This window comes from Pectobacterium sp. 1950-15 (assembly GCF_037136835.1).
GTDB lineage: Bacteria > Pseudomonadota > Gammaproteobacteria > Enterobacterales > Enterobacteriaceae > Pectobacterium.
This window is the reverse complement of record NZ_JBBBQR010000001.1, coordinates 343,766-370,132: the sequence shown is the minus strand read 5'-3', so window position 1 is coordinate 370,132 and position 26,367 is coordinate 343,766. Positions and strand designations below refer to the sequence as shown.

Genomic DNA, 26,367 nt, shown 5'->3' with positions numbered 1-26,367 from the left:
TTTATAATTTGCTCTATTGAAAAGAAAGTAAACTGACGATCACGCTTTCACGCGCTTTTAATGACGATCTGTCAGACAGATCATGAAATAAGATATTTTAATTTGCTTTTTATAATTTCTTGATCATGCATTTATGTGCTTAAGTTACAGGATATGTATATTTCTTACAGAAAAGCGGTGCGCGCACAGATTGGCGGCGAGCCGACATGGCGCGCTGCCCCACAAATCGATAGCGTGATATGAAATAACGCATTGACCTCAGAGAGGAAATGTCGTCATCATCCCGCCCAGTTTACTTGATCGTATCCCCTTATCAGGAGCCGTAACGTGAGTCATTTGATGATCTACGCCGTTATCTATGTGGTTTTTATTGCCGTGGTTGGGTTGTTTGCTTTTCAGGCCTGGTTACCTTCTTCCGCTCCGCGTGGGCTGAGAGATCGTGCGGGGATTCTGGTTGGGGTATTACGTTGCGTCACCCTGTTTCTTGTCGTTTCCGCAATGCAAATTTTGTTTCCCAATTCGCTGCTGGATAAGCTCGTCTGGCTGATCGCCGCGGCGCTGTTGGTGATTGCCGTTATAGGTGGGGGAATGAGTTGGTCATCGCTGCCGTGGCTGGATGAAACAAAAGGGAAAAGTCGCACTTTGGCTCTGGGTGTCCAAAGTGCGCTGTACCTTGGCCTGCTTGGGTTTATCGTTATTTAAAGTCTTGTGCCAGTGCGGCCACGGTGTTCTTTGCGCCGTGATCGCGCAGCTTCAGATAAGCCTGTGCGATAGCGTTGAAGACATCGTGATTGGTTGGCAGATCCTCGCCGAAAATAGAACGAATATTGAGAAACGCACTGACCCGCTCGGCGCTGTCTGATGTTTCTTCAACGACGTGTCTGAGCTTGTCAGCCAGCGGATCGCGGATTTCAATCGGGTTACCCGCGTCATCTTTGCCGCTGACATAACGCATCCAGCCAGCGATTCCTAATGCCAGACAGCGATAGTCTCCTCCATTGCTCACATGCCACCGTAGTGATTCCAGCATGCGTTGAGGCAACTTCTGGGAACCGTCCATGGCAATCTGCCAGGTTCGATGCTTGAGCGCCGGATTGGAAAAACGGGTCAGTAGCTGGACGGCATAATCTTTCAGATCGATATCCACGACGCTAAGCGTCGGTGCCTGTTCCAGCAGCATGAGATGAGACACGGCCCGGCGATAGTTCTCGTCATTCATACAGTCGCTGACGTGATCGTAGCCAGCGATATAGCCCAGATAGGCCAAAAATGAATGACTGCCGTTCAGCATGCGCAGTTTCATTTCTTCAAACGGCAGTACGTCATGTACCAACTGTACGCCTGCCTTTTCCCATTCGGGGCGTCCGGCAGTGAAATGATCTTCGATCACCCATTGAATAAAGGGCTCACAGGCTATCGCACAGGGATCGGCGACGCCAAGGTGCTCGGCAATTTCCTGCAACGTTTCTGGCGTTGCCGCAGGGACAATGCGATCCACCATCGTATTCGGGAAAGAAACCTGAGAGTCGATCCAATCAGTCAGGCTTCGATCGTTGAGCCCCGCCGATTCCAGCACGGCGGCTTTGGCCGTTTTGCCATTTTCAGGCACGTTATCGCAGGAGAGTACGGTGAACGGCGCAATCCCGCGTTCGTGACGCAGGCGCAGCGCTTCTGCCAGCAAACCCGGCACCGAGGCGGGGTGACGAGGATCGATGAGATCCTGTTGAATCAACTTATTGGTACGATCCAGCTTGCCGCTCGTCCCGTCCATGCAATAACCTTTTTCGGTAATCGTCAGGGAAACAATGGCGGTTTCTGGCGCGGCGAGTTTCTCAATAATCGCGTTAATGCCTTCTATTTTGGCATGTAGCGATTCACACACGGCACCAACGACAATCGGCTGATTGCTCGTCGCGGCTTTTTCCAGCACGGTGAACAGATGATCCTGCTGGCGTAGCGCATTGATCATCGTATCGTCGCTGAATAGCACGACTTCACAAATACCCCAGTCTCCTCCCACCCTATTCAGTACGCGATCGGTGAGCAGTGCCTGATGAGCACGATGAAAAGCGCCAAATCCGATATGGACGATGCGCGGCTTCAGCGCCTTACGATCGTAGTGAGGAAATTGGACGCTGTCAGGCAATTCGCAGGTAGCGATATTTTTTATTTTATCAGTCATTTATTGCGCTTTCGGGTGGGGGGATCCATGACGTTAAAAGTAGCTGTGATTTGCAGGCGGTGCAATACAAGACGCACAGATAGGTTACGGTGCGCACGTTTTTTTCTCCGCGCAAATTCTATCGCTTTTTCAGATTCGCTTCTTCGGCAGCGTGCAGTTTTGTGAAGGGGCTTCAGCGTAATAATGTAACGCTGAAATTTAGTCTTGTTTTTACTAACTTATCTCCATTTCTTCTACATCATCAAGTGCTTTTCCCGAGCACAGTCTGCTATTTTGTGTCGATATTTTCCTCACTCCAACGAATAACAAAAAGGCCCGTAAGATGAAACTTGAATCCCTCGCGCTACATCATGGTTATGAATCTGAAGCGACAACGAAGTCCGCAGCCGTGCCGATTTACCAGACGACGTCTTACACATTTGACGACACGCAACACGGTGCCGATCTGTTTGATCTGAAAGTGGCAGGCAATATCTATAGCCGTATCATGAACCCAACGAATGCGGTGCTGGAGCAGCGACTGGCGGCCATTGAGGGCGGTATTGGCGCGCTGGTGCTGTCATCCGGTATGGCGGCAATTACCTACTCGCTTCAGGCGCTCACGCAGGTTGGGGATAACATTGTCAGCACCAGCCAGCTGTACGGCGGTACCTATAACCTGTTTGCTCATACGTTGCCGCGTCAGGGCGTTGAAGTGCGGATGGCTTCTTTCGATGATTTTACGACGCTGGAGTCGCTGATTGACGAGCGCACCCGCGCCGTTTTTTGTGAATCTATCGGGAATCCGGCGGGAAATATTGTCGATATTGCCAAAATCGCGGAGATTGCGCATCGCCACGGCGTCCCGGTGATTGTCGATAATACCGTGGCGACGCCCGTGCTATGCCGACCTTTTGAGCACGGTGCAGATATTGTCGTCCATTCACTGACCAAATATATCGGCGGTCACGGCACCACGATTGGCGGTGTGATTATCGATTCCGGCAAGTTTGACTGGGTCGCGAATAAAACGCGTTTCCCATTACTGAACGAGCCCGATCCCTCTTATCACGGTGTGGTGTATACAGACGCTTTTGGTCCGGCGGCCTATATTGGACGCTGCCGGGTAGTGCCGCTGCGTAATACTGGCGCGGCGCTTTCTCCGCACAGCGCGTTCTTGTTGTTGCAGGGGCTGGAAACCCTCAGCCTGCGTATCGAACGCCATTGCAGCAATGCTGAAGCGTTGGCTAGCTATCTGAATCAGCATCCGCTGGTTACCTGGGTGAACTATGGCGCATTGCCGGATAGTCCCTATAAAGCAAACTGCGACAAAATTACCTCGGGCAAAGCGTCTGGGATTATCAGTTTTGGCATTAAAGGTGGGAAAGCGGCTGGCGGCCACTTTATTGATGCGCTGAAGATGATCTTACGGCTGGTTAATATTGGCGATGCCAAATCGCTTGCGTGCCATCCTGCAAGTACCACGCACCGCCAGTTGAATGCGGAAGAGCTGGCGAAAGCAGGCGTGAGTGAGGATTTGGTTCGAATTTCGGTCGGCATTGAGCACATTGACGACATCATCGCTGATGTGGCGCAGGCGCTGGACGCTTCACAGAAACAGTAAACGGTAAGGGAATGAAAGAAACGCGTTGGAAACCTGAATGAGTTTCCAACGCGTTATCGCGATTACGAACGGCTAGCGTCGGTCGCTGCAGCAGTCGGCTGTGATTCCACCGGTGCGGCATTTTGCTCCGCATTAAGGCTGTCTTGCGTCTGTGCTTCTGGTGCAACAGGTGCCGCAGCAGATTCAACCGGAATGGCCGGGGTCGCTTGTTCGATCAGACCATTGATTTTGGTCGGCATACCAGAACGTCTCTGGATTGCCTGATCGACTTCGCTGGTGTTCACGCTGGCATCAGCCAGAACTTTGCTCACTTTTGGTGTCATGCTGATCGGTGCAGGAGAATCAGAATGGAATTCTTCTACTGTGCGGGACAGCGGATTGTGAACTTCAACATAGCGTGAACCATCTGGCTCAACGGTGGCTTTCACTGGCTCATTGATGAACTGAACGCGAGTACCGACTGGAACGTTGTTGAACAGATACTTGATATCATCGGCACGCAGACGAACGCAGCCGTGGCTTACGCGCAGGCCAATACCGAAGTTGGCGTTGGTGCCGTGGATCGCGTACAGGTTGCCGATGTACAGCGCGTACAGACCCATCGGGTTATCTGGGCCAGCAGGGAAAACTTTTTGCAGCGTCTCACCGCGTGCTGCGTATTCTGCATGCATCTTCGCGGTTGGCGTCCAGGTTGGGCCCGCTTTCTTACGTTGAACGGAAGTCGTCCAGTTAATCGGCGTATCTTTACCTAACTCACCAATCCCGATTGGCAGAACGACCACGGTTTTGGAACCTTTCGGGTAGTAGTACAGACGCATTTCTGCGCTGTTGATGACAATACCTTCACGCGGTGCGTCTGGCAGAATCAACTGATGAGGAATCACCATTTTGCTGCCGGGAACAGGCAGATAAACGTCCGCATCCGGGTTGGCTTCCATCAGGTTGCTCAGGCCCATTTGGAACTGTGCTGCAAAATGTTCCAACGGCTGCGTGCTATCTTCCGGTACGGTGATTTCGATATTCTCGCCTATCAGTCGGCTATTCGCCGCAGGCAGAGGATAAACAACGGCAAAAGCGGCCTGGCTGAATGCGGCGGCTGCAAGAACTAAAGTAAAGATCGCGCGAATACTCATTTTCGTTTCTTTATTTGAGTGGTAAATGCACCCCCCGAATCAGGAGGCTGGTCTGCTAAGGTCGCGTTGGCGACCGGATGCGCATTATATGTGCAGAATGGCCTCCGAGGGAAACAACATGTGTAACTAATCACACTTTTTGGCGTACGAATGAGAAAGAAAGCAGCGTAGAGTGAACCGTGACTCAATTTTCCCCGTCTAGCGTCGGTTTTTGAAAGCGGCGATTAGCCAGTACCGGGAGAATCTGACGGGCATACGCCAGCCGTTCCGGTTCAATGTCGGCATAGATAAGAGCCGGTGTTTCCGGTGCCTGAACCACGACAACACCTAAAGGATCGACCACCATGCTGTTGCCGATATTCTTGACGCCACATTCGCCAACGGCGACGAGATAAGTGGTGTTTTCCAGTGCTCTGGCCCGCACCAACAGTTCCCAGTGCGCCTCTTTCAGCGGCCCCTTAATCCAGGCGGAAGGAAGAACGAGGACATCTGCGCCGTCCAGCACCAGACGGCGGGCAAGTTCAGGGAAGCGAATGTCATAGCAGGTCATCAGCCCAACGTTTAACCCGGCGATGGTCAACAGCGGTGGAACCTCTTCACCTGCCAGTACGTTTTCCGATTCCTGTACGGAAAATGCATCGTATAGATGCAGTTTTCGGTATTGCGCGACGATCTCACCGTTGCGTAGCGCCAGCAGCGTATTCCAGACTTTCCCTTCGCCATTCGGGATATGCACGCACAGCATGGTCGTCAGGTTGTTGCCTTTGCTGGCTTCCAGCAGATGCGAAATAAACGGGCCATCAAGCGGCTGAGCAGCAGTGAGCACCATATTGGGGTTGGTGATATCACGGGCCAGCACGCCTTCTGGCAGCACCAGCAGATCGGCACCCTTTTGCTGTGCTGCTGACATGAATTCAGCGATGGTCGTGGCGTTTTGTTGCCACTCGCGGTCAACGGCGAATTGCCCCAGTGCGACTTTCATTCTTGCTCCTTCGTTGCCTGATTAATCGCGCTTGGCTGGCATCATGCGCAGCAGCGTATTGTCTTTCATGACATAGTGGTGGAACAGGGCGGCGGCGGTATGTGCGGCAATGAGCCAGTAGCCTAACAGCGCTAGCGTTTCATGCCAGCCAATCAGCGTTTCAGCAAGGTCGAAATTCGGCGTTGCGGCTGTTGGCATGCCGATACCAAAAAGCATCCAGTCCCGGCCGCTGTAATAGCGTGAGGCAACGCCCAATATCGGCAGCGTAATAAACAGCAGATAAATAACGGCATGGGTGAGCGAAGCCAATGCACTTTGCCAGCGAGGAGGCTGCGGCGTAATGGCAGGGGAGGTATGTCGGTGGCGCAAGAACAGGCGCGCCAGCATAAGAACCAGTATGGCTACGCCACAGCTAAAGTGCGTCACCATCATCACGGTGCGCAGCAGCGAACCGCGTTCAGCAAACCCGCGTAGTTCGATGGTGGCATAGGTCACAACGAGCAACAGAAAAACCAGCCAGTGCAATGCAATCTGCGATGGTGCGAACTTTCCTTTCATGTTTCGTCCTCTGCGACGTTGAGAGCGGTTTGACACGGTAACGAGCGAATAATCTCATAAAGTATAAGGTAACTTGCGTCTTGTCAGCCCCTCTTTACCGTGCCTGACAAACCGGGCTATCGGCGCTGGGTTCTTCGGCATTCAACCTCGTTTATACAGGGGAAAACGCAACGGCCCGTAAGGGAGCTGCCAGGAATGGCACGCCATAAAAAACCGGCCGAAGCCGGTTTGGAAGAGGAAGGGTTATTCCTGCGGGTTTTTCTCTGCCTTGCCGGCCATCATGGTCAGGAAGTCAAAGCGGCGGCGCAGATCCAACTCCGCTTCTTCATAGAGCTGCGCGGTCTCTTCCGGCATCATGCTATTCAGGCGGCGGAAGCGTTGCTCTTTCAGCAGCGTTTCACTCAGGCTGCTTGATGGCGGACGAGAATCGGTGACCAGCGCGGCTTTCCCTTCTTCGGCACGACGTGGGTCGAAGCGGTAGAGCGGCCAGAAGCCCGTTGCCGTCAATTGGCGCATCTGATCGTGGCTGAATGCCAGATCGTAACCGTGCTCTTCACACGGGCTGTACGCGATAATCAGCGACGGGCCCGGCCAGGCTTCGGCTTCCTGAATCGCTTTCACCGTCTGGTTCAACTGCGCGCCCAGTGAGATTTGCGCGACATACACGTGACCGTACATCATGACGTTGATGCCGAGATCTTTACGCGCTTTGCGTTTACCTTTCTCGCCAAATTTGGTGACTGCGCCCAGCGGCGTCGCTTTGGACTGCTGTCCGCCAGTATTGGAGTAACACTGGGTATCCAGCACCAGCACGTTGACGTTTTCGCTCAAGCTCATGACGTGATCTAACCCGCCATAGCCGATGTCGTACGCCCAGCCGTCACCGCCGATGAGCCAGATGGATTTATCGACAAAGTGGTCGGCGTCGCTTGCCAGCACGCTGGCGTCGGTATCATTGATGGCTGCCAGCAACCCACGTAGCTGTTCAATCTGCTGACGGCGCAGGTCGGGCGCGATGGACTCTTCCTGCAACGCGCTCACCAGATCTGGCGGCAGTTGCGGAGCCAGCTTGTTGAGCAGGCGCACGGCGCGCTGACGGTGCTGATCGACGCTCAGACGGAAGCCCAAACCGAATTCGGCGTTATCCTCGAACAGAGAGTTAGCCCAGGCCGGGCCGCGACCATTGGCATCGGTAGTCCACGGGGTGGTGGGCAGGTTACCGCCATAAATCGATGAACAACCTGTCGCATTCGCGACCAGCAGACGATCGCCATAGAGCTGGGTCAGCAGCTTGATGTACGGTGTTTCGCCACAGCCGGAGCAGGCGCCAGAATACTCGAACAGCGGTGAAATCAGCTGAGAAGTACGGATATCGATACGTTCCAGCGTGGATTTGTCGATTTCCGGCAACTGCAGGAAGAAATCAAAGTTCTCTTTCTCCGCCGCCAGATTATCCAGCCGGGATTCCATATTGATGGCTTTGATTTCTGGGTTCTGGCGGTCTTTGGCCGGGCAGACTTCTACGCACAGGTTACAGCCGGTGCAGTCTTCTGGAGCAACCTGTAACACATATTTCTGGCCGCGCATGTCGCGTGCTTTCACATCCAGCGATTGCAGTGACGCGGGTGCATTTTCCATTGCGTCGGGCTGGACGACTTTGGCACGGATCGCCGAGTGCGGGCAGGCGGCGACGCAGTGGTTACACTGCGTACAAAGTTGCGGTTGCCACAGCGGAATCTCTTCCGCGATATTGCGTTTTTCCCACTTGGTGGTGCCGGTCGGCCAGGTGCCATCGGGCGGCAGGGCGGAAACGGGTAGCGTATCACCCAGTCCTGCCAGCATGGCGGCCGTGACGGTTTTGACGAAATCGGGCGCGGCGTCGGAAACCACTGGCGGGCGCTGCGGGCTGTCTGGGTTGACCGCTTCCAGCGGCACTTCTGCCAGTGCTTCCAATGTGGCACTCAGCGCCTGCCAGTTGCGCTCAACCAGTTCCTGACCTTTACTGCCGTAGCTCTTGGCGATGGCGGTACGCAGTTTTTCTACAGCTACATCCGCTGGCAGAATCTGTGACAGATGGAAGAATGCCATCTGCATGACGGTGTTGATGCGGGCGCCCAGATGGCATTCGCGGGCAATCTTGGCGGCGTTGATGCAGTACACGCTGGCATTACGCTGATTCAGCCCTGCCTGCACTTCCTGTGGCAAGCGGTGCCACAGGTCGTCGCTGCTATACGGTGAGTTGATCAGGAAAACGCCGCCGGGTTTCAGCCGTTCGACCATGCTGTACTTGTCGATAAACTGCCATTGATGGCAGGCGACGAAATCCGCCTGATCGATCAGGTAGGCTGAGTTGATCGGGTGCGGACCCACGCGCATATGGGAAACGGTCAGGCTACCGGCTTTCTTCGAGTCATAGACAAAGTAGCCCTGTACAAACATCGGCGTGGTTTCGCCGACGATTTTGATCGCATTCTTGGTCGCAGAAACGGTGCCGTCACTGCCCAGGCCGTAGAACAGGGCTTCGAGCGATGCGTTGCCTGGGAAATGTTGTTCCGGCAGTGGCAGAGACAGATTGGTGACATCGTCATAAATCCCGACAGTAAAGCGCGGCCGTGGGTTAGCAAGCGCTAACTCATTAAAGATTGCCTCTACGCACTGTGGGGTAAATTCTTTGGAAGACAGCCCATAGCGCCCGCCAATCACACGCGGCATAAGTGAACGCTCACCTGCGGAGAACGCCTCTGCCAGCGCGGTCATCACATCGAGATACAGCGGCTCCGCCAGCGCACCCGGCTCTTTAGTACGGTCCAGCACCGCGATGCTCTTCGCCGTTTGCGGAATGATGGCCAGCAGATGTTTGGCAGAGAATGGACGGTACAAGCGGATTTTCACCACGCCGACTTTCTCACCGCGCATCAACAGCGTATCAACTACCTCTTCGCAGGTGCCGACGCCGGAACCCATCAGGACGACGATTTTAGTCGCCTCCGGGTGGCCGTAGTATTCAAACGGCTGATACTGGCGCCCTGTCGCAGCGGCAAAATCGTTCATCGCCTGCTCAACGTGCTCATAAGCCGCGTCGTACCAGCGGTTAGTGGCTTCGCGCGCCTGGAAGAAGGTATCCGGGTTTGAAGCGGTACCACGAATCACCGGGCGTTCCGGTGTGAGCGCTCGCTCACGGTGTGCATCAATGGCCTGCTGTGGCAGAAGCTGGCGGATCACCTCATCGCTCAGCGGCTCAATCTTATTGATTTCGTGTGAGGTGCGGAAACCGTCAAAGAAATGGATAAACGGCAGACGGCTGTTCAGGCTGGCGATTTGTGAAATCAGCGCAAAGTCCTGCGCTTCCTGCACATTGCTGGCGCACAGCATGGCGCAGCCCGTCTGGCGTACGGCCATGACGTCAGAATGATCGCAGAAGATGGAAAGCGCATGCGTCGCAACCGTACGGGCTGCAACGTGCAGGACAAACGGGGTTAGCTCACCGGCCAGCTTATACAGCGTGGGGATCATCAGCAGCAGACCCTGCGATGAGGTAAATGTGGTCGCGAGTGTACCCGTCTGCAATGCGCCGTGGACGGTAGCGATCGCGCCGCCTTCCGATTGCATTTCAACAACGCGGGGCGTATCTCCCCATATATTCAGTCCGCCGTCGCTCGACCAGGCGGCCGCCTGTTCAGCCATGCTGGAACTCGGGGTGATGGGGTAGATGGCGATGACTTCATTGGTTCGCCAGGCCACGGAGGCGACTGCGTTATTACCGTCGGTGGTGATCATGACTTATAGCCTTCTTGCTCACTAAGCCCTTCATTTTACATGGTCTTTTCGGGCGATGAAAATGACCGGGCATAAACGAAAATACGATTTTTATCGGAGGATTATCGCATTTCAGGAAAAAAGAGGGTGGAACGATGTAGGCGGAGTTGTATCAATATGTGTTTTATCCCTGTCCCCAAGTCTACGTTCAGTAATTTTAGTCGGTTTGTGTTTCCTAAAATGGAAATCTATTCTGGATGTTAGAACTGTTTGTTGATGTTGTGTTCGATATTCACACGAAATCGTATGATTTTATTTGCTCATGACTGCCATGACAGGTAGCGTGCTTATACTAAAATTACATCTGTAATGAATGTATGAAGGAACCAAATGATGGGAAATGATGAAATCAAAAATAAACTGGTTTCTGTACTGGCGTCGCAACAGGCGCAGGGAAAAACACCAGAACAAGCAGTCGATCATATCCTTCAAGCTCTGGGGGGCCGCGCGGGAGAGGTGTCTCGGATTTCAGTTTTAACGTCAACACTGATTGCCGATGTGTTGTATACCGTGTATCAGGAGGCGATCACGTATCAGCAGATTGCAGTGATGTTACGAAAACTGTGTTACGCCGCTCGTGATATTGCGGTTGCATCACACAATATATATCCCCAACTTACGATTCTGGATATTGGTCAACTTTTGTGTAGCCCAGATATTTATCCCACGATTGATCGCGCAGCGCTGCTCGATGCACTGACCTACGCAAAATTCTCTAAAGTGGAAAGCGAGCAGGCTGCTGACGCGCTCGGCGTGTAATGCCGGAGCAATGTGAGACCAGAATGGTACCGAAGATCAGACAGCCAGACCCGTGATTTTCCTATAGCCGCTATCGGGCTATTGACCGATAGCGGTGACGTTCACCTCTTTAACCCAAGCGTGACTCCCGCTGTTTCCTGATGCAGTCGTCAGCGCGTACAGCCCCACTTTAGCACCTACCCATTTGCCCGGGCCTGCGGCGAAGCTATCATCAAGCACACCATATTCTCCGTTATCGCCCCGCCAGGAAAACTGGCAAATCGCGTTCTGCTGCACGGTGACTCGCAGGGTGATGCTCTGCTTTTCGGGCAACACCGCCAGATGTCTTTGATGTTGTTCCAACTGCTGTGCATCACTCATCCAGCCGAATCCGGTGACCAATTCAAGACCTTCCTCGCCTTTCTCAATGCCGAGGTAAGCGAAACGCTCGCCATAAATCATCAGGCCACAGCGATCGCCAACCTGTTCCAGAACGGGTGTTAACTGAGTGGTGAACTCAAATTCCTCGGCCGGAAATTTTTGCATCAGCAAATTAGGCTCGTCATACCAGGAAGGCTCACCTTCACGGGCAGGCATGGGCTGACAGAACAGCTGAAGCCCCGGATGGGTAAGCGCCAGCCAGCGTTTGTCAGGGTTTGCTTGCCACTGCCACTGTCGCCCCAGCGTAGCCGAAGAGAAATCGTCGGAAGTGGGGGGCTGCTGCACATTAACAGAGGAACTCACGTGAGGTTTATCTGCTTCCAGCACGGGTTGCCCTACTCCCTGCGCATTATGCTGTTCGCCGATCAGCGGCCAGTCATCCTGCCAGCGCATTGGCTGTAGATGAACGACCCGACCATAGGTATGGCGATCCTGAAAATGTACAAACCAGCTTTCACCGTTGTCTAATTCGACCCAGCCGCCCTGATGCGGGCCATTAACCGATGTGCTTCCCTGATGCAGTACGATCCGGCTCTGCCACGGCCCCTCCAGCGAGCGTGCGCGCAGCACGGTTTGCCAGCCTGTAGGGACACCACCTGCTGGGGCGAAAATGTAATACCAGCCGTTGCGCTTATACAGCTTCGGCCCTTCGATGGTTGGCTGTGTTGCCCGCCCATCGACAACGATCCTTCCTTCATCAAGCAGAGAACGACCATCTTCTGCCATCTTGCACAGTTGCAGCAGGTGTTTCCTACCGCTGCGGCTGAAGGCGAAAGCGTGGATTAACCAGGCGGTGCCGTCGTCATCCCAGAACGGGCAGGGGTCGATCCAGCCTTTCGCCTGTTTCAGACAATGTGGCGTGCTCCATTCGCCTTTGGGATCGTCAGCCTGCGACATAAAGATCCCGTCATCGGGCGTGCTGAAAAACACCCAGAATTTTCCGGCATGATAGCGAATACTGGGTGCCCACACGCCTTTGCCGGGCTGAACGTGTTCGTATTCTGGTAGATCGAATCGGCTGAATACGTGGTTGATCAGCGTCCAGTTCACCAGATCCTGAGAATGCAGGATCGGTAGCGCGGGCAGGTGGTTAAAGCTGGACGACACCATGTAAAAGTCGTCACCCACGCGCACGATGTCAGGATCGGAATAGTCGGCGTATAAAATCGGATTCTTATAACGTCCGTTGCCCAAATCTGGGTTCCAGGGAGAATGTGCTGTACTCATGTCATCGTCCTGATAGTAAAGGCGGGTAGCGTGCTACCCGCAGGTCTTGCGATCAGGCTGCGCCTTTTGGCGTCAGGCCTTGATCGACAGGAAGCTCGCTTTCCGGCGTGTGGTCAGCCGTGCTGTGACGCTTCGCCAAATCAGCCTGAATGTTTTCCATCGTCTTATCGTCCAGCTTGTAAAAGCGTACCAGCCAATACAGAACCAGATAGGAGAGCGATGGCCCGATGCTCAGCAGGCCGATAATACCGGCGGTGGCGAGCGGTGTTTGCGTGGGGGAACCGGCGACATAGCCGAACCAGCCGAGTGAAAAGCCGACCAGCGCACCCGCAACCGCCATACCCAGTTTCAGCGCGAACAGGTTGCCGGAGAATGACAGACCAGTAATGCGACGGCCTGTTTTCCATTCGCCGTAATCGGCGGCATTCGCCATCATGTTCCATTTGAACGGTTGATACATCTGGTGGAAGAAGCCGATCAAAAAGTAGAGCGGGAAGACGACCGCCAGCCACTGTGGTGGCACCATAAACAGGATGATGCCGACAAACACCAGCAGCAGGTTGATGTTCTTGAACAGGCTTATGCTGCTGAACCGCTTGCCAAAGTAGCCCGCCATCATTGCACCAATAATGGTGCCGACGACGCTGGTGGTAATAAAGGCGGATTTCATTGCCGTTCCGGCGGCGCTGCCCTGCTCTGGCCCGACCATCAGGTAGGTTGCGTAATACAGCGTTGCCGCACCGCGCATGACACCTGCCATGCTGGAAAAGAACGTAATGATGGCCACGATGCGCCACTGATCGTTGCTCAGCAGGTTTCTGACATCGTCCCAGACGTTCTGATTTTTATCCACCGCGGGGTTGATGCGTTCCTGAGTGGTGAAAAAGCAGAAAAACAGCATCACGACGGCCAGGCAGCCCATGATCATCATTGTGCCTTGATAGCCCAATTGCTTGTTGGTACCGCCAATCCAGTCGACCAGCCACAGCGTGCCGACCGACACGAGTAGCCCAGCCATTGAGGAGATGGTAAAGCGGTAAGACTGCGCGGAAATTCTGTCCTTTTCATCGCTGGTGATGACACCACCGAGCGAACAGTAGGGAATGTTGATAAACGTGTAGAACAGCATCAGCAGCGTGTAGGTAATGTAGGCGTAAACCAGTTTACCCGTGCCGTTCAGTTCCGGCGTGGTGTAGGCCAGTACGGCAATAACGGCGTAGGGGACGGCAAACCAGACCAGCCACGGGCGGAAATGCCCCCAGCGGGTTTTGGTGCGGTCGGCAATAATGCCAATCAGAGGATCAACGATGGCGTCCAGCACGCGCGTCACCAGAAACATAACCCCTACCGCAGCGGCGGAGATGCCATAGATATCCGTATAAAAGTAGGTAAGAAACATGGTTACGGAAGAATAGACGATGCCACAGGCGGCATCGCCCATGCCAAAGCCGATTTTCTCCGCAACGCTCAGCTTATTATTGTTGGTCATTGGAAACTCCAAAGATGATTGAGGAACTTCTTGCCAGGCTCGCGGCTATTGTTATCTCCTTGGTGAGGATTAACTATTGCGGATTTTATTAAGAAGGTTACGTTTCTTGGTATGTGTTAGACAGGTCACAAAAAAATGACAGGGAAAATAGTGTGAGGCAGAAGATATGCGGAGTTATTTCCATTTTATATCAATAGATTAATGTGGTTTTTTTGTCGATTTACCTGTATGACAAGTTATCTTGCGGATCTATTTATCGGGAAAACAACGCTCTGCTCGCGTTTCTCTGAACCCGTAATTGGGGGTAATTTCGGAGCGAAAGTATGTTTGTAACCGTGCGAGATGGCGGAGAATCAGGCTAGCTAATGGGATGTGTCACCAGGCTGTGTAACAGGTTTTTAATCCACTGGCTCGCTTCCGAACGGCTATTACGGCGATGGCTGTAAATCTTCACGCGATAGGACGGCACAGTGAAAGGCAGAGGATGAATCTGTAGCGGCAGGAGTTGTGCAAAGATTGTCGCGATATTGCGTGGTAATGCCATGATCAGCGTTGAATCGGCGATGATAAATGGTGCGCTCATCATCGATGGCGTTTTCAGCGCGATATGACGTTTCTTATTGAGCTTATCCAGCGCGTAATCAATCACCCCACGGGATTCATTCCAGGGCGTAACCACGAGATGCCGGGCGGCGAGGTAATCATCCAGCGTAAGTGTCTTGCCTGATGGGTAACCCGCGGCAGTGATGATGACATAGCTGTCTTCAATCCAGTCTATCTCCTCAATTTCCCTGTTCTCCGCTTGCGTCATGTCGGTGAACCCTAAAGCAAAATCGATTTTTCCTGCCAGCAAATCCGTGATCGCGACTTTCTGCGGCGAATAGACCAGATTGAATTTGATATGAGGCGCCAGTTTTTCCATTTGCGCCATCAGCGTGGGAAAGACTGAAAATGCGGTGTAATCGGTGATGGAGAAGGTGAAGCTTTCCGAACTGCGTGCGGGATTGAAGCGTGGGCGCGGCGTCAGGCCCTGCGTGAGCAATGCCAGACTTTCTGCGATCGGTTCCGCGATATCGTCCGCCAGAACGGTCGGGTGCATGGTGTTGCCTACGCGAAAAAACAGTTCATCGGAAAACGTATTGCGCAGCCGCGTTAGCGCATGGCTGACCGCCGATGCGCTCATCGCCAGTTCTTTTGCCGCCACAGCGACGGATCGATGCTGATATACGCTGTTAAATACCACCAGCAAATTTAAATCGATACGCCGTAAATCCAGATGCATACTGTTCATTAGTCACTGTAGGAAATGCAGTTCATACAGTATTTTTAATCCGGTAGCATGGCAAGCCTTGGTTATTGTTAGTACTGAAAAGTTAGCACTGGAGAAGAGAACCTTTATGAATATCGTCATCCGCCCCGCGCAGAAATCAGATGCGAGCGTGATTCTGGATTTAATCATCGAGCTTGCCGTGTACGAGAAGGCGCGTCACGAAGTTCTGGCTTCGCTTGAGGATATTGAGAACTCATTATTTGGTGAAGGGGCGACGGCAGAAACGCTGATTTGCGAGATTGACGGTACGCCTGTCGGCTATGCGATTTTCTTCATGAGCTACTCAACCTGGCTGGGAAAATACGGTATTTATCTGGAAGATCTCTACATCGCGCAGGCATATCGTAATGCGGGAGCAGGTAAGGCGCTGCTGAAACAGGTTGCGCGTCTTGCGCAGGAAAGACAGTGCGGGAGGCTGGAGTGGAGTGTGCTGGACTGGAACCAACCCGCGATCGATTTCTATAAAAGCATTGGCGCGAAGCCGCAGGACGAATGGGTTCGCTATCGGATGGACGAGAAGGGCATTACTGATTTTGTTACGGCATCGTAACGGTGTGGCTCCTGCCAGCCTGAAAGCAGCAGGAGCCTGTCAATTAACGTGTTGACGCTGCCAGCGTGGTGCCTGCCAGAATAAAGATCCCGCCCGTCGAGCGGTTAAACAGCTTGATGCGGCGTGGGTTGGAGAAAAGGCCTGATAAACGGCGGCCGGTGCAGGCATAGATAAACATGATGCTGAAATCGAAGATCGCCCAGGTTACCGCCAGAATGACGAGCTGCAAGGCGTGCGGGGCGTTGGTATCGATAAAATTTGGGAAGAGTGCGGCGAAAAACAGCAGATCTTTCGGATTGCTGATCCCGACCAGAAACCCTTTGCGGAATAACGGAAACCAGCCAGGAGCCGAGGTTTCCTGCACGTCCTGTTCCGCAGTGCTCATATCCTTGGAACGCCATGATGCGATGCCCAGCCAGATGAGATAAACCGCGCCAATAATTTTTAATGCGATGAATGCGGTGGTTGACGCAGCGAGGATGGCACCTAGCCCCAGTGCTGAACAGGACATCAAAATCATTGCCGCGCTGACGCCACCGAGTACGGTTGCTGTTGCGCGTGAAGCGCCGTAGCGTAAACCGTGCGACATGCTGATTAAGGCGGATGGGCCCGGAATGGCAATCAGGGCGATGATGATGCCTGTATAAGCCAGCCAGAGGTGAAGGCTCATGATTTCTCCTGCGTGTAGTTCACGGTGAAAGCGTGATTGAGAGCGATGATGTGAAGCGAGATATACTCACATATATATCGCTATTTTCCAACGCGAGATAGTAACAGAAAAGGGGCTGATGGCGCTCTCCTTCTTTAGCAAGATCCTGTTGCTGAGGGGAAAGGTAGTAAACTTCCATTTCAGCAAAATCTCCCCGGCCTTGTAGTGGCCGGGGAAAGCGGCTGAGCATGAAAAGAACCCATTAACTGCACCTGATATTATTCCTTCACGCTTAAATCAATATCGCCAAAATAGCGTTTCTGTATTTTTGCATATAGGCCTTTTTGAACGATATCTTTCAGCCCCTGATTAATGAGCTGCTTTGTCTTCGTATCGTCTTTGCGTATACCGTATGCGGAACCGAGGCTAAATAAATCCGCATCGGTCACTTCCGAGCCTTTTAGTTCAAAATTTTTACCCTGTGGGGTTTTTAAAAAACCAAACGCGACGGCAACGGAGGGGCACAGCGCACCTTCCACTCTCCCTGAATATAAATCCTCATAAATGGCTTCCTGATCGGGATAGCTTTTAACAATCACTCCGGCGGGGAGCCAATATTTATTGGCGTAGGCTTCCTGAATCGTGCCTTGCTGCACTGCGATATTTTTTCCGCGTAGCAACTCAGCCTGAGGAAGAAGATTGGCCTCTTTTCTTGCAACAAGCTTGGTGGGGACATGAAAAACATAGTCGCTGAAATCTATCGATTCCTTTCGCTTACGTGTCACGCCAAGCGGCGCAATGACGTCTATTTTTTTGGCGAGAAGGGCGGGAATCTGGGAATCAAATGTGTTGACGATATAGTCACATTTTGCATTTACCGATTCACAGATGGCATCGGTTACCTCGATTTCAAACCCCGATGGATTACCATTTTTATCCATGCTCTGAAAAGGGGAATACGTTAAATCGACGCCGATACGCAGTATGTCCGATTTGGCAAATACAAAGGGTGAAATAGAAAAAATGGCAACGAACTTCAGGAGAGATAATTTTCTGAACATAGCAGTCACACCTCTTTTAGTCGTATAAAAGTGAATATCAACATTCCGGTATTGGTATTATCACCAGTGATAGGACGTAAATTGGACTGCGCATCGTCATCCAGCCTACGTTTGAAAAACTGACATTAATTTACACTTGAAATTATAACAAAATGTTATTATTTGCTTTCGTGATGTAAAATTGCGCTATCGCTGATGTCCAGACGTGTAAACGGGAAATACATTTCAATTGATAATGTTATTTTGGGCGGGGGCCGATGTTTATTGCATGCAGAAAATTGATCTGATCCGATTTCCGGTATTTTAATTTATTCGCCTCACTTAACGGTTCAGTAACGCTGCGGAATTACTTGTAGGTAAATCGATAATCGACAATATACGTACCGAGTTTATTGACTCGCGCAGTGATCCATAGCGCATCCATCCCTTGCCGCCTTTTTTTAAACAGCATTTCTCTGTTGGTGCATAGCTGTTTAAATTGCCCGGTATGGACATCTTTAACCCATATGCCAGCTTCGCAGCGGCTACTTTTTCCTGTAGATGGTCCAGGAAAAACAATCTTATAGTCGGATGTGTAACTAATCACCTCATCAGGGAACAGATAAACGTACACGTCAAAACTATTCACGATGGAAAGAAATCCCAGCACGAAGCCCCCGAAAAACATTTCGAATGTGTGCTTTAGTTTCTTCTTTATCGATCGAGAGTAGAGCGCCCGGCCAGCAAAGATAAGCCCCAGAACGAGCCCAAAGGTCAGGTAGATAGTCAGTTCTGGAAATGTCTCGATCAGTATCGTGCGACGCGACAGCTGCGAAGCCCAAAGCATGTACCAGAAAATAGCTAGCATGATGGATAAGACGAGGAGAGTAACGAGAAAGTCCTTCGACAATAAATAGGTTATCGCTTTTTTATAGAGACGGCGCATCTATCCATGACCTTGTATCAACCGCGTGTTTTGTCGATATTTTACATGACTTCAACCATGTTTGCTTATGCCAGCATCAGATCGGCGAGCGGTACAATATGTTCGCGTTCAGCGAGTCAGAATACCCACGTTTGATCTCTGCCACATGCTGTGGAGGAGCCTTCTACAAGGTTCTTCAGGGTCAGTAACTGCCATTCCCGCAGAGGTAGAGGTTCTACAGTGAAGAATATAGCTGGGTTATTACAGGCATAAAAAAGCCGCTGAACCTTGCGGCTAGCGGCTTTTTCACGTTTCCGGCCTTATCTGGTAATAACCGGAATCTAAATTGGTGGAGCTGGGGGGATTTGAACCCCCGTCCGGAACCACTCTACCGTCGGTACTACATGCTTAGTCTATCTTTACATTCGCTTGCCAGCTGCGAATAGACACGCCACTAACAAACTAGCCTGATTAGATTTAGTGCTTCAACCCCAGGCAAGGCATCCACACGATCTCTTTTGGGTTTGACCTCTCTTGATCCCCGTCCTAAGAGCGGAGGCTAGGGAGAGAGGGCTCAGAGCAGGTTATTAAGCTGCTAAAGCGTAGTTTTCGTCGTTTGCGACTATTTTTTTGCGGCTTTTTACGAGGCCAACCGCCCCTCGGCATGCACCTTGGGCTTTGCAAATCCCGTCGAATCCAGAATCAGCCCCCAAGAAACTGTCGCCAGTATATCAGAACTTACCGTTGTTAAGCCAGTGGCTTAGCGATTGGCGTTCTTCATGATACGGGCTTTGTCTAACTTCCATTCACGTTCTTTAATGTCATCACGCTTGTCGTGATCTTTTTTGCCTTTCGCTACGCCAATTTTGACTTTACTCCAGGCATTTTTCCAATACATGGACAGCGCGACGACCGTGTAACCTTCACGACTGACGCGACCAAACAGCGACTCCAGCTCACGTTTGTTGAGCAGGAGTTTGCGCGTGCGTATGGGATCACACACCACGTGTGATGACGCCACATTCAGCGGTGTGATGGTGGCGCCAAACAGGTAAGCTTCACCGTTCATGAAGGTGACATAGCTGTCGCTGAGGTTCGCTTTGCCTGCGCGCAGTGATTTGACTTCCCATCCTTGCAGCGCAAGGCCTGCCTCAAATTCTTCCTCAATGAAGTATTCGTGACGGGCGCGCTTGTTCTGCGCAATGGTGGCGGAACCGGGTTTGTATGCTTTTTTCTTTGTCATAGTGCCGTCATTATACTGGATGTCATTGGGAATGAAATCCCCGCCGTGCGTCCGTGTCGTGGTTAATGATATCGTGCGATAAGCTTCGCAGAATTTTTGTCTGTCGGGCTATCAGTGCTATTATTTTGCGCGTTTTATGAATCACGGAAAATAGTATGCCAAAGATAAGTCGTTCCGCACTGGTGCCGTTCAGCGCTGAACAGATGTACAAGCTGGTGAATGATGTCGCTTCCTACCCCGCATTTTTACCGGGCTGCACGGGGAGCCGCGTGCTCTCCTCCTCTGAAGGGGAGATGACCGCCGCAGTAGACGTTTCCAAAGCCGGTATCAGCAAGACATTTACCACACGTAATACGCTGACACACAACCAGAACATCAATATGCAGCTGGTCGATGGCCCTTTCCGTCAACTGGGTGGCGACTGGCATTTTACGCCGCTGAGTGCCGATGCCTGTAAAGTCGAGCTGCATCTGGAATTTGAATTCACCAATGCCTTGATTGAACTCGCTTTTGGCAAAGTATTCAAGGAGCTGGCGGGAAATATGGTGCAGGCTTTCACGCAGCGAGCAAAAGAGGTCTACAGTGTCCGCAATGCAGGTTGATGTGGTCTATGCGTTGCCGGAGCGCCAGTATCTACGCACGGTGACGCTGGAAGAAGGTAGTACGGTTGAGCAGGCGATTGTGGCATCGGGCCTGCTGGAGCTGCGTCATGACATCGATTTACAGGTGAATAAAGTCGGTATCTACAGCCGTTCGGCGAAGCTGGCTGATGTGTTACAGGAGGGTGACCGCGTGGAAATTTATCGTCCACTGATTGCCGATCCGAAAGAGCTACGCCGCCAGCGTGCCGAGCGTTCTAAGAGCAAACCCTGAGTGATGTCGTTGAACGACATAGGGTGTTCCCACCGATTGTTCCGACCGATATGTCCTTACAAAAAACACAGGCAAACCTGAAGTGTTCAGATTTGCCTGCTGTTATACCTGCCATACATCAAACCGCGTGCGTGACGATTTCCCTTAAGTACTCTGCCCATTGTGGGCCTCGCCTTAAAGCACCGCCTGATTGCCAGGATCGTTCATCCTGATTCAACTGAGCAGCGTGGAAAAGTATTAATCCAGCGCGGGTTTGTTGTTGATGTTGGTTAACACGCCACTGCCGCTGAAGGTCAGCGTCAGCGTCTGTTGTTTTACCGATTCATGACCAGGCTGCTGGCGGAAGATGTAAAACCAGGTATCGCTGCCAAACGGATCCTGCATCATAGGTGTACCCAGTGTATAAGCGACCTGTTGTTTGGTCATGCCGGTGTGAATTTTTGCAACGTCAGCCGGTGCCAGATAGTTTCCCTGATTGATGTCCGGCCGATAGACCACCTTCTCCAGTGTGGAACAACCGGCAGTCAGCATAACAACCACCGCGGCGACGACAGTCAGCGTTTTACAGCGCATAGTGATTACATTCCTTAAGGGCATAGGTTGCCGATGATAATAGACCTTGCAGGACTTGGAAACCTGCAAGGCGATTGTATGACCTCAGGAAGGTAAAAAAGTTGAGCTTTTTTACCTGCGATGTACCTTTCTTGCCCTTATCGGTGGTGGGTTTTAGGCCGCCAGCAGTTCTTTGGCATTCGCCAGCGTGTTTTTGGTCACGGCACTGCCGCCCAGAAGACGTGCCAGTTCTTGTAGCCGGGCGCGCTTATCTAACGGTTGCATCAGCGTTTCTGTTTCTGCGCCGTCCGTCTGTTTACTCACGAAGAAGTGTTGATGACCGCAGCCTGCGACCTGCGGCAGGTGCGTCACGCACATCACCTGCGTGGATTCACCGAGCTGGCGCAGCATTCTGCCGACGATGGCGGCGGTTGGCCCGCTAATCCCCACATCGACTTCATCGAAGATCATCGCAGGGGTGTCCATCTTCTGCGCGGTGATTACCTGAATAATCAGTGCGATACGCGAGAGTTCGCCGCCCGATGCTACTTTCGCCAGCGTCTGGTGTGGCTGGCCGGGGTTGGTGGTCACGCGGAATTCGATACTGTCGGCACCGGTAGCCGTCAGGCTGTCCGGCGTAAACTTCACATCAATGGTGAAGTGGCCGTGTGGCATCGCCAGCTCACGCATATTGGTGGTGATGAGCTGGGCCAGCTCGCTGGCGTGGTGCTGACGGCGCACATGCAGTTGTTCTGCGAGGTGCAATGCCTGCTGATGATATTCACCGACGGAAGCACTGAGCGCGTCGTGGTCGCTTTCCTGCTGTTCCAACTGTTGCTGCTCTTCCAAAAGTTGTTGATGGAATGCGGGAAGTGCCTCTGGAGCAACATGGTGCTTGCGTGCCAGCGCGAGCTGACGTGACAGGCGCTGCTCCAGTTCATACAGTCGAATAGGGTCGAGATCCATCTGTTCGCTGTAATGGCGCAGTTCATCGCTGGCTTCGCTAAGCTGAATGCCCGCTTCTTCGAGCATGGACAGCACGCCAGACAGCTTGTCATCCATACTGATGAGTTCGCCAAGCTGGTGTTTTACGCTGTGCAGCATGCTGATGATGTTCTGCTCTTCGTCTTCGCTCAGCAACTGCATGGCCTGCTGGCTCATCGTCAGTAGCTGGCCGCTATTCGCCAGACGCTTGTATTCAACGTCAATCTGTTCATATTCGCCGGGCTGTGGCGCGAATTCATTCAGCTCTTTTAATTGATATTGCAGCAGTTCTCGGCGCGCTTCGCGCTCAATCGCTGCCTGTTGCAGTTGCGCCAGTGCACGGCAGCTTTGGTGCCATTGATGCCAAACTTGCTGCATAGCCACCAGCAACTTCGGTTCATCGGCATAGGCATCCAGCAGGTGTTTTTGATGATCGGGGCGCAGCAGTAGCTGATGAGCATGCTGGCCGTGTACCTGAATCAGGTGCTGGCCGAGTTCACGCAGTTGAGACAGCGGCACGGCGGTGCCGTTAATAAAGCCACGCGAGCGGCCATCGGCGCTAATGACGCGACGTAGCAGGCACTCGTTGCTGTCATCCAACTGGTTTTCTTCCAACCACTGACGTGCCGTTGGCGTATCCGCCAGCGCAAAGCGGGCGCAAATATCGGCGCGGGCAGCACCCGGCCTGACCATGCTGGCGTCAGAACGATTTCCCAGACATAAACCGAGGGCATCAATCGCAATAGATTTCCCCGCACCGGTTTCCCCGGTGATAACGCTCATTCCTGACTGAAAATCGATTTCTAATTCGCGCACGATGGCGAAGTTACTGATAGTGAGTTGCGCCAGCATGATAAGCCCCTGTATGTAATCACATGTGATTACATACAGTATAAACTGGTTTTATATACAGTAAAGTAGCTGGATAGAATTTTAGAATAATTTTTTTGACCAGCCGAGTTTTGAGCTTAGTGTATTGAAATAACTGTAATTTTTTGGATGAATCAGATTTAGGTGGTGCTCGCTACGGCGAATGAGCACTTCTTCGCCTTCCTGTACAGGTAACGCAATCTGGCTGTCGCAGCTGATTTCCAGGTCATTGGTAATGCAGGAAAATTTCAGCCGGATCGTACTGCTGCTGTTGATGACCAGCGGACGGGCTGACAGCGTATGCGGGAACATAGGCACCAGTGCGATGGCATCCAGCGACGGCGTCAGGATTGGGCCGCCAGCGGAAAGAGAATAGGCGGTTGAGCCCGTGGGCGTGGCGATAATCAGGCCATCTGAACGTTGGGAGAAGGCGAATTTGTCGTCAATATAGACTTCAAATTCAATCATATGGGCGACTTTTCCCGGGTGAAGCACCACTTCATTAATGGCGGTACTGATGCTGTCGGGCTGGTTGGCGCGGCAAACGTGCGCTTCCAGCATGAAGCGTTGCTCGCTCAGATAATGGCCGTCGAGCACGTCAGAAAGCTGCTGCTGCGCATGGTCAGGGTCGAGATCGGTTAGAAAACCGAGGTTGCCACGGTTCACACCGATCACCTTGATGTCATAGCGCGACAGCACGCGCGCTGCGCCGAGCATATTGCCGTCACCGCCGACGACAACCGCCAGATCCGCCTGCTGGCCGATGTCGGCAAGACTCCCCGTCGGCACGTCTTTCAGATTCAGTTCGCGGGCGATCTGCTGCTCGATCAGAACCGAGTAACCTTTGTCGGTGAGCCAGTGGTAAAGCATCTCATGCGTTGCCAGCGCCGTTGGGTGGCGCGGATGGCCGACAATGCCAATACAATTAAACGGCCTGTTCATTGTAAGCGGTGTGTTCATTGCTGTTTTTGTCCTCAGCGTGGTGTATCGGCAGCGACTGGAACCAATATATGACGGGTTCCCTTGAATCCCCGATTTTGATCCCCATAATAAGCAACTAGCGAGATTAATGCTAAACCGCGGAGAATTTCATGAGTAGTAAAGAACAGAAAACGCCTGACGAGCAAGTGCTGGATCAAAAGGAAGCAGCAAAAGGGCAGCAAGCGGATGCCGCGCCAGAGACGGCAGACGTAGCTGACCCGCGTGATGCGCGCATCGCCGAACTGGAAGCCCAGTTGAGCGAACTGCAACAGCGTGAGCGTGACAATATGCTTCGCGTCCGTGCTGAAGCCGATAACGTTCGCCGCCGTGCGGAAATGGATGTTGAGAAAGCGCATAAATTTGCGGTAGAAAAATTCGCCAGCGAAATGCTGCCAGTTATCGATAACCTGGAACGCGCACTGGACACGGCGGATAAAGCCAATGAATCACTGGCTGCGATGATTGAAGGGGTTGAACTGACGCTGAAATCATTGCTGGATGCAGTCCGCAAATTTGGTATTGAGGTTGTCGGTGATGTAAACGTACCGTTTAACCCAGAAGTGCATCAGGCAATGACGATGTTACCTTCGGCCGATCACCAGCCGAACCATGTCATGATGGTCATGCAAAAAGGCTATACGCTGAATGGCCGTTTGCTGCGTCCGGCGATGGTTGCGGTATCAAAAGCACAAGACTGATCGTTTTTTGCTTTTACGCGCTGTATTTACAACGTGGCTTCATTTCCAAACCCCGTGCCCTGCATGGGGTTTTTTGTTTATATTTTGTTAAGGTTTGTTTGATAAAAAAGATGTTTTTTAGGTTTTGAATGACTCATCATCTTTAACTATCAAAAGAATTGGTATCACCTCTCTAAATGCACTTGATAATCATTATCGTTTCTGTGAGAGTAGTAAAACACCAGTGTTAGAAGGGTCATACTATGCCGGGTAGCCGTGTTATTGAATCAACAAGCCGTACATCAAGGAAGGTTAAACTTTCTCTGATGGGGCCGGCGTTTATCGCGGCGATTGGTTATATCGATCCGGGTAATTTTGCCACAAACATCCAGTCTGGCGCAGCCTATGGCTATACGCTGCTGTGGGTGGTGGTGTGGGCGAACCTGATGGCGATGCTGATCCAACTGCTGTCCGCTAAGTTGGGGATCGCAACGGGTAAGAATCTGGCAGAACATATCCGCGATCGCTTTCCGCGCCCGGCCGTTTGGGCCTATTGGGTGCAGGCCGAAATTATTGCGATGGCGACCGATCTCGCCGAGTTTATCGGTGCGGCGATTGGTTTCAAACTCCTCTTGGGCGTGTCGTTGCTGGAAGGCGCGATCCTTACCGCTATTGCCACTTTCCTGATTTTAATGCAGCAACAGCGCGGCCAGAAGCCGCTGGAGATGGTCATCGGCGGTCTGCTGCTGTTTGTTGCGGCGGCGTATATTGTCGAATTGGTCTTCTCTCAGCCTGAGTTGTCCGCGTTAGCCAAAGGCATGGCAATGCCTAGTCTGCCGACCTCCGATGCCGTGCTGCTGGCCGCAGGCGTGCTGGGGGCGACCATTATGCCGCATGTGATTTATCTGCATTCTTCCCTGACGCAGCACGAAGGCAGCCATACCCGTGCCGAGCGTTATTCGGCGACGAAAGTCGATGTCGCGATTGCGATGACCATCGCCGGGTTCGTCAATCTGGCGATGATGGCGACGGCGGCGGCAGCCTTCCATTTCAGCGGCAATCAGGATATCGCCGATCTGGATAAAGCCTATCTCACGCTGGAGCCGCTGTTGGGTAAAGCCGCTGCGGTGATTTTCGGTTTGAGTTTGGTGGCTGCTGGCCTGTCTTCTACCGTTGTTGGCACGCTGGCGGGCCAAGTGGTAATGCAGGGATTCGTGCGCTTCCACATCCCGCTGTGGGTGCGCCGCACCGTGACGATGTTGCCGTCGTTTATCGTGATCCTGTCCGGTATGGATCCAACGCGCGTGCTGGTGTTGAGTCAGGTGGTGCTGAGCTTCGGGATTGCGCTGGCGCTGGTTCCACTGCTGTCCTTCACGGGTAACCGTGAACTGATGGGGACAATGGTCAACGGAAAATGGGTACAGCGCATTGGGCAACTCATTGTCGTGCTCGTAGTTTCCCTGAATATGTATCTGCTCATTGATACGATGTCGGGGATATAGATCCGAGACGCATTCATCTCAA

23 protein-coding genes and 1 other RNA gene are annotated in these 26,367 nt (G+C 52.4%); 8 read left to right on the top strand and 16 right to left on the bottom strand.

From position 1 onward, the window contains the following. Nucleotides 1-327: 327 nt before the first annotated feature. On the top strand, nucleotides 328-702 hold the full coding sequence (locus tag WCT94_RS01625) for a hypothetical protein (protein WP_012773392.1): 375 nt from the start codon (nucleotides 328-330) through the stop codon (nucleotides 700-702). Here the strand turns inward: WCT94_RS01625 and WCT94_RS01620 are convergent. Beyond that, nucleotides 695-2,182, bottom strand: a complete 1,488-nt coding sequence (locus WCT94_RS01620) for a mannitol dehydrogenase family protein (protein WP_336867522.1) — start codon at nucleotides 2,180-2,182, stop codon at nucleotides 695-697. The genes WCT94_RS01625 and WCT94_RS01620 overlap by 8 nt on opposite strands. Before the next feature lie 322 nt (nucleotides 2,183-2,504). On the opposite strand from WCT94_RS01620, the gene WCT94_RS01615 reads away from it, so the two are divergent. Next, the gene (locus WCT94_RS01615) at nucleotides 2,505-3,785 is read left to right on the top strand and encodes an O-acetylhomoserine aminocarboxypropyltransferase/cysteine synthase family protein (protein ID WP_336867521.1); all 1,281 of its coding nucleotides are present in this window, start codon (nucleotides 2,505-2,507) and stop codon (nucleotides 3,783-3,785) included. A 62-nt stretch (nucleotides 3,786-3,847) separates the two neighbouring features. Here WCT94_RS01615 and WCT94_RS01610 read toward each other — a convergent pair whose 3' ends face one another. From WCT94_RS01610 to nifJ, 4 genes are all read right to left on the bottom strand, one after another. Next, nucleotides 3,848-4,918: a L,D-transpeptidase family protein gene (locus tag WCT94_RS01610; protein WP_336867520.1), complete on the bottom strand. Its 1,071-nt coding sequence runs from the start codon at nucleotides 4,916-4,918 to the stop codon at nucleotides 3,848-3,850. 184 nt (nucleotides 4,919-5,102) lie between these two features. Next, nucleotides 5,103-5,900 carry a deaminated glutathione amidase gene (locus tag WCT94_RS01605; protein ID WP_336867518.1) on the bottom strand — a complete coding sequence of 266 codons (798 nt, stop codon included), beginning with the start codon at nucleotides 5,898-5,900 and terminating at the stop codon, nucleotides 5,103-5,105. Between the two features lie 21 nt (nucleotides 5,901-5,921). Next, nucleotides 5,922-6,458: a cytochrome b561 gene (gene cybB / locus WCT94_RS01600; protein ID WP_336867517.1), complete on the bottom strand. Its 537-nt coding sequence runs from the start codon at nucleotides 6,456-6,458 to the stop codon at nucleotides 5,922-5,924. Nucleotides 6,459-6,701: 243 nt separating this feature from the next. After that, the gene (gene nifJ, locus WCT94_RS01595; RefSeq protein WP_336867516.1) at nucleotides 6,702-10,235 is read right to left on the bottom strand and encodes a pyruvate:ferredoxin (flavodoxin) oxidoreductase; all 3,534 of its coding nucleotides are present in this window, start codon (nucleotides 10,233-10,235) and stop codon (nucleotides 6,702-6,704) included. A 372-nt stretch (nucleotides 10,236-10,607) separates the two neighbouring features. Between nifJ and WCT94_RS01590 the strand changes: the two genes are divergently transcribed. Continuing rightward, a complete protein-coding gene (locus WCT94_RS01590) occupies nucleotides 10,608-11,033 on the top strand; it encodes a hypothetical protein (protein WP_336867660.1) in 426 nt (141 codons plus the stop codon). A 78-nt stretch (nucleotides 11,034-11,111) separates the two neighbouring features. Here the strand turns inward: WCT94_RS01590 and WCT94_RS01585 are convergent, their stop codons facing one another. From WCT94_RS01585 to WCT94_RS01575, 3 genes are all read right to left on the bottom strand, one after another. Then, nucleotides 11,112-12,680, bottom strand: a complete 1,569-nt coding sequence (locus WCT94_RS01585) for a glycoside hydrolase family 43 protein (protein ID WP_336867515.1) — start codon at nucleotides 12,678-12,680, stop codon at nucleotides 11,112-11,114. A 52-nt stretch (nucleotides 12,681-12,732) separates the two neighbouring features. Beyond that, nucleotides 12,733-14,169 carry a glycoside-pentoside-hexuronide (GPH):cation symporter gene (locus WCT94_RS01580; protein WP_336867513.1) on the bottom strand — a complete coding sequence of 479 codons (1,437 nt, stop codon included), beginning with the start codon at nucleotides 14,167-14,169 and terminating at the stop codon, nucleotides 12,733-12,735. Between the two features lie 358 nt (nucleotides 14,170-14,527). Further along, complete coding sequence (locus WCT94_RS01575; protein ID WP_336867512.1) at nucleotides 14,528-15,460, bottom strand: LysR substrate-binding domain-containing protein; 933 nt, start codon at nucleotides 15,458-15,460, stop codon at nucleotides 14,528-14,530. Between the two features lie 106 nt (nucleotides 15,461-15,566). Between WCT94_RS01575 and WCT94_RS01570 the strand changes: the two genes are divergently transcribed. Continuing rightward, nucleotides 15,567-16,049: a GNAT family N-acetyltransferase gene (locus WCT94_RS01570; RefSeq protein ID WP_336867511.1), complete on the top strand. Its 483-nt coding sequence runs from the start codon at nucleotides 15,567-15,569 to the stop codon at nucleotides 16,047-16,049. A gap of 43 nt (nucleotides 16,050-16,092) precedes the next feature. Here the strand turns inward: WCT94_RS01570 and WCT94_RS01565 are convergent, their stop codons facing one another. From WCT94_RS01565 to smpB, 5 genes are all read right to left on the bottom strand, one after another. Then, entirely contained in the window at nucleotides 16,093-16,719 is a 627-nt protein-coding gene (locus tag WCT94_RS01565) for a LysE family translocator (RefSeq protein ID WP_336867510.1), read from the bottom strand. Nucleotides 16,720-16,976: 257 nt separating this feature from the next. Further along, nucleotides 16,977-17,759, bottom strand: coding sequence for a transporter substrate-binding domain-containing protein (locus tag WCT94_RS01560; RefSeq protein ID WP_336867509.1), 783 nt, complete (start codon nucleotides 17,757-17,759; stop codon nucleotides 16,977-16,979). 346 nt (nucleotides 17,760-18,105) lie between these two features. Further along, on the bottom strand, nucleotides 18,106-18,684 hold the full coding sequence (locus WCT94_RS01555) for a hypothetical protein (protein ID WP_336867508.1): 579 nt from the start codon (nucleotides 18,682-18,684) through the stop codon (nucleotides 18,106-18,108). Between the two features lie 326 nt (nucleotides 18,685-19,010). Then, nucleotides 19,011-19,373, bottom strand: a transfer-messenger RNA (tmRNA) gene (gene ssrA, locus WCT94_RS01550). A 50-nt stretch (nucleotides 19,374-19,423) separates the two neighbouring features. After that, nucleotides 19,424-19,906 (bottom strand): SsrA-binding protein SmpB, encoded by a 483-nt coding sequence (gene smpB / locus WCT94_RS01545; RefSeq protein ID WP_012773422.1) that lies wholly within the window; start codon nucleotides 19,904-19,906, stop codon nucleotides 19,424-19,426. Between the two features lie 155 nt (nucleotides 19,907-20,061). On the opposite strand from smpB, the gene WCT94_RS01540 reads away from it, so the two are divergent. After that, nucleotides 20,062-20,508: a type II toxin-antitoxin system RatA family toxin gene (locus WCT94_RS01540; protein ID WP_039485083.1), complete on the top strand. Its 447-nt coding sequence runs from the start codon at nucleotides 20,062-20,064 to the stop codon at nucleotides 20,506-20,508. Further along, nucleotides 20,498-20,779 (top strand): RnfH family protein, encoded by a 282-nt coding sequence (locus WCT94_RS01535; RefSeq protein ID WP_431892100.1) that lies wholly within the window; start codon nucleotides 20,498-20,500, stop codon nucleotides 20,777-20,779. The genes WCT94_RS01540 and WCT94_RS01535 overlap by 11 nt, the downstream gene beginning before the upstream one ends. 237 nt (nucleotides 20,780-21,016) lie before the next feature. Here WCT94_RS01535 and bamE read toward each other — a convergent pair whose 3' ends face one another. The 3 genes from bamE to nadK all read right to left on the bottom strand — a co-directional run bounded on the left by bamE (nucleotide 21,017) and on the right by nadK (nucleotide 24,127). Beyond that, nucleotides 21,017-21,352 carry an outer membrane protein assembly factor BamE gene (gene bamE, locus WCT94_RS01530; protein ID WP_010282437.1) on the bottom strand — a complete coding sequence of 112 codons (336 nt, stop codon included), beginning with the start codon at nucleotides 21,350-21,352 and terminating at the stop codon, nucleotides 21,017-21,019. A gap of 153 nt (nucleotides 21,353-21,505) precedes the next feature. Then, entirely contained in the window at nucleotides 21,506-23,167 is a 1,662-nt protein-coding gene (recN, locus tag WCT94_RS01525; protein WP_336867504.1) for a DNA repair protein RecN, read from the bottom strand. A gap of 81 nt (nucleotides 23,168-23,248) precedes the next feature. Continuing rightward, nucleotides 23,249-24,127: an NAD(+) kinase gene (nadK, locus tag WCT94_RS01520; protein WP_263059654.1), complete on the bottom strand. Its 879-nt coding sequence runs from the start codon at nucleotides 24,125-24,127 to the stop codon at nucleotides 23,249-23,251. A 149-nt stretch (nucleotides 24,128-24,276) separates the two neighbouring features. Here nadK and grpE point away from each other — a divergent pair, with 149 nt between their 5' ends. Further along, nucleotides 24,277-24,864 (top strand): nucleotide exchange factor GrpE, encoded by a 588-nt coding sequence (gene grpE, locus WCT94_RS01515; RefSeq protein WP_012773427.1) that lies wholly within the window; start codon nucleotides 24,277-24,279, stop codon nucleotides 24,862-24,864. A gap of 242 nt (nucleotides 24,865-25,106) precedes the next feature. Further along, on the top strand, nucleotides 25,107-26,345 hold the full coding sequence (locus WCT94_RS01510; protein ID WP_336867503.1) for an Nramp family divalent metal transporter: 1,239 nt from the start codon (nucleotides 25,107-25,109) through the stop codon (nucleotides 26,343-26,345). Nucleotides 26,346-26,367 lie beyond the last annotated feature (22 nt).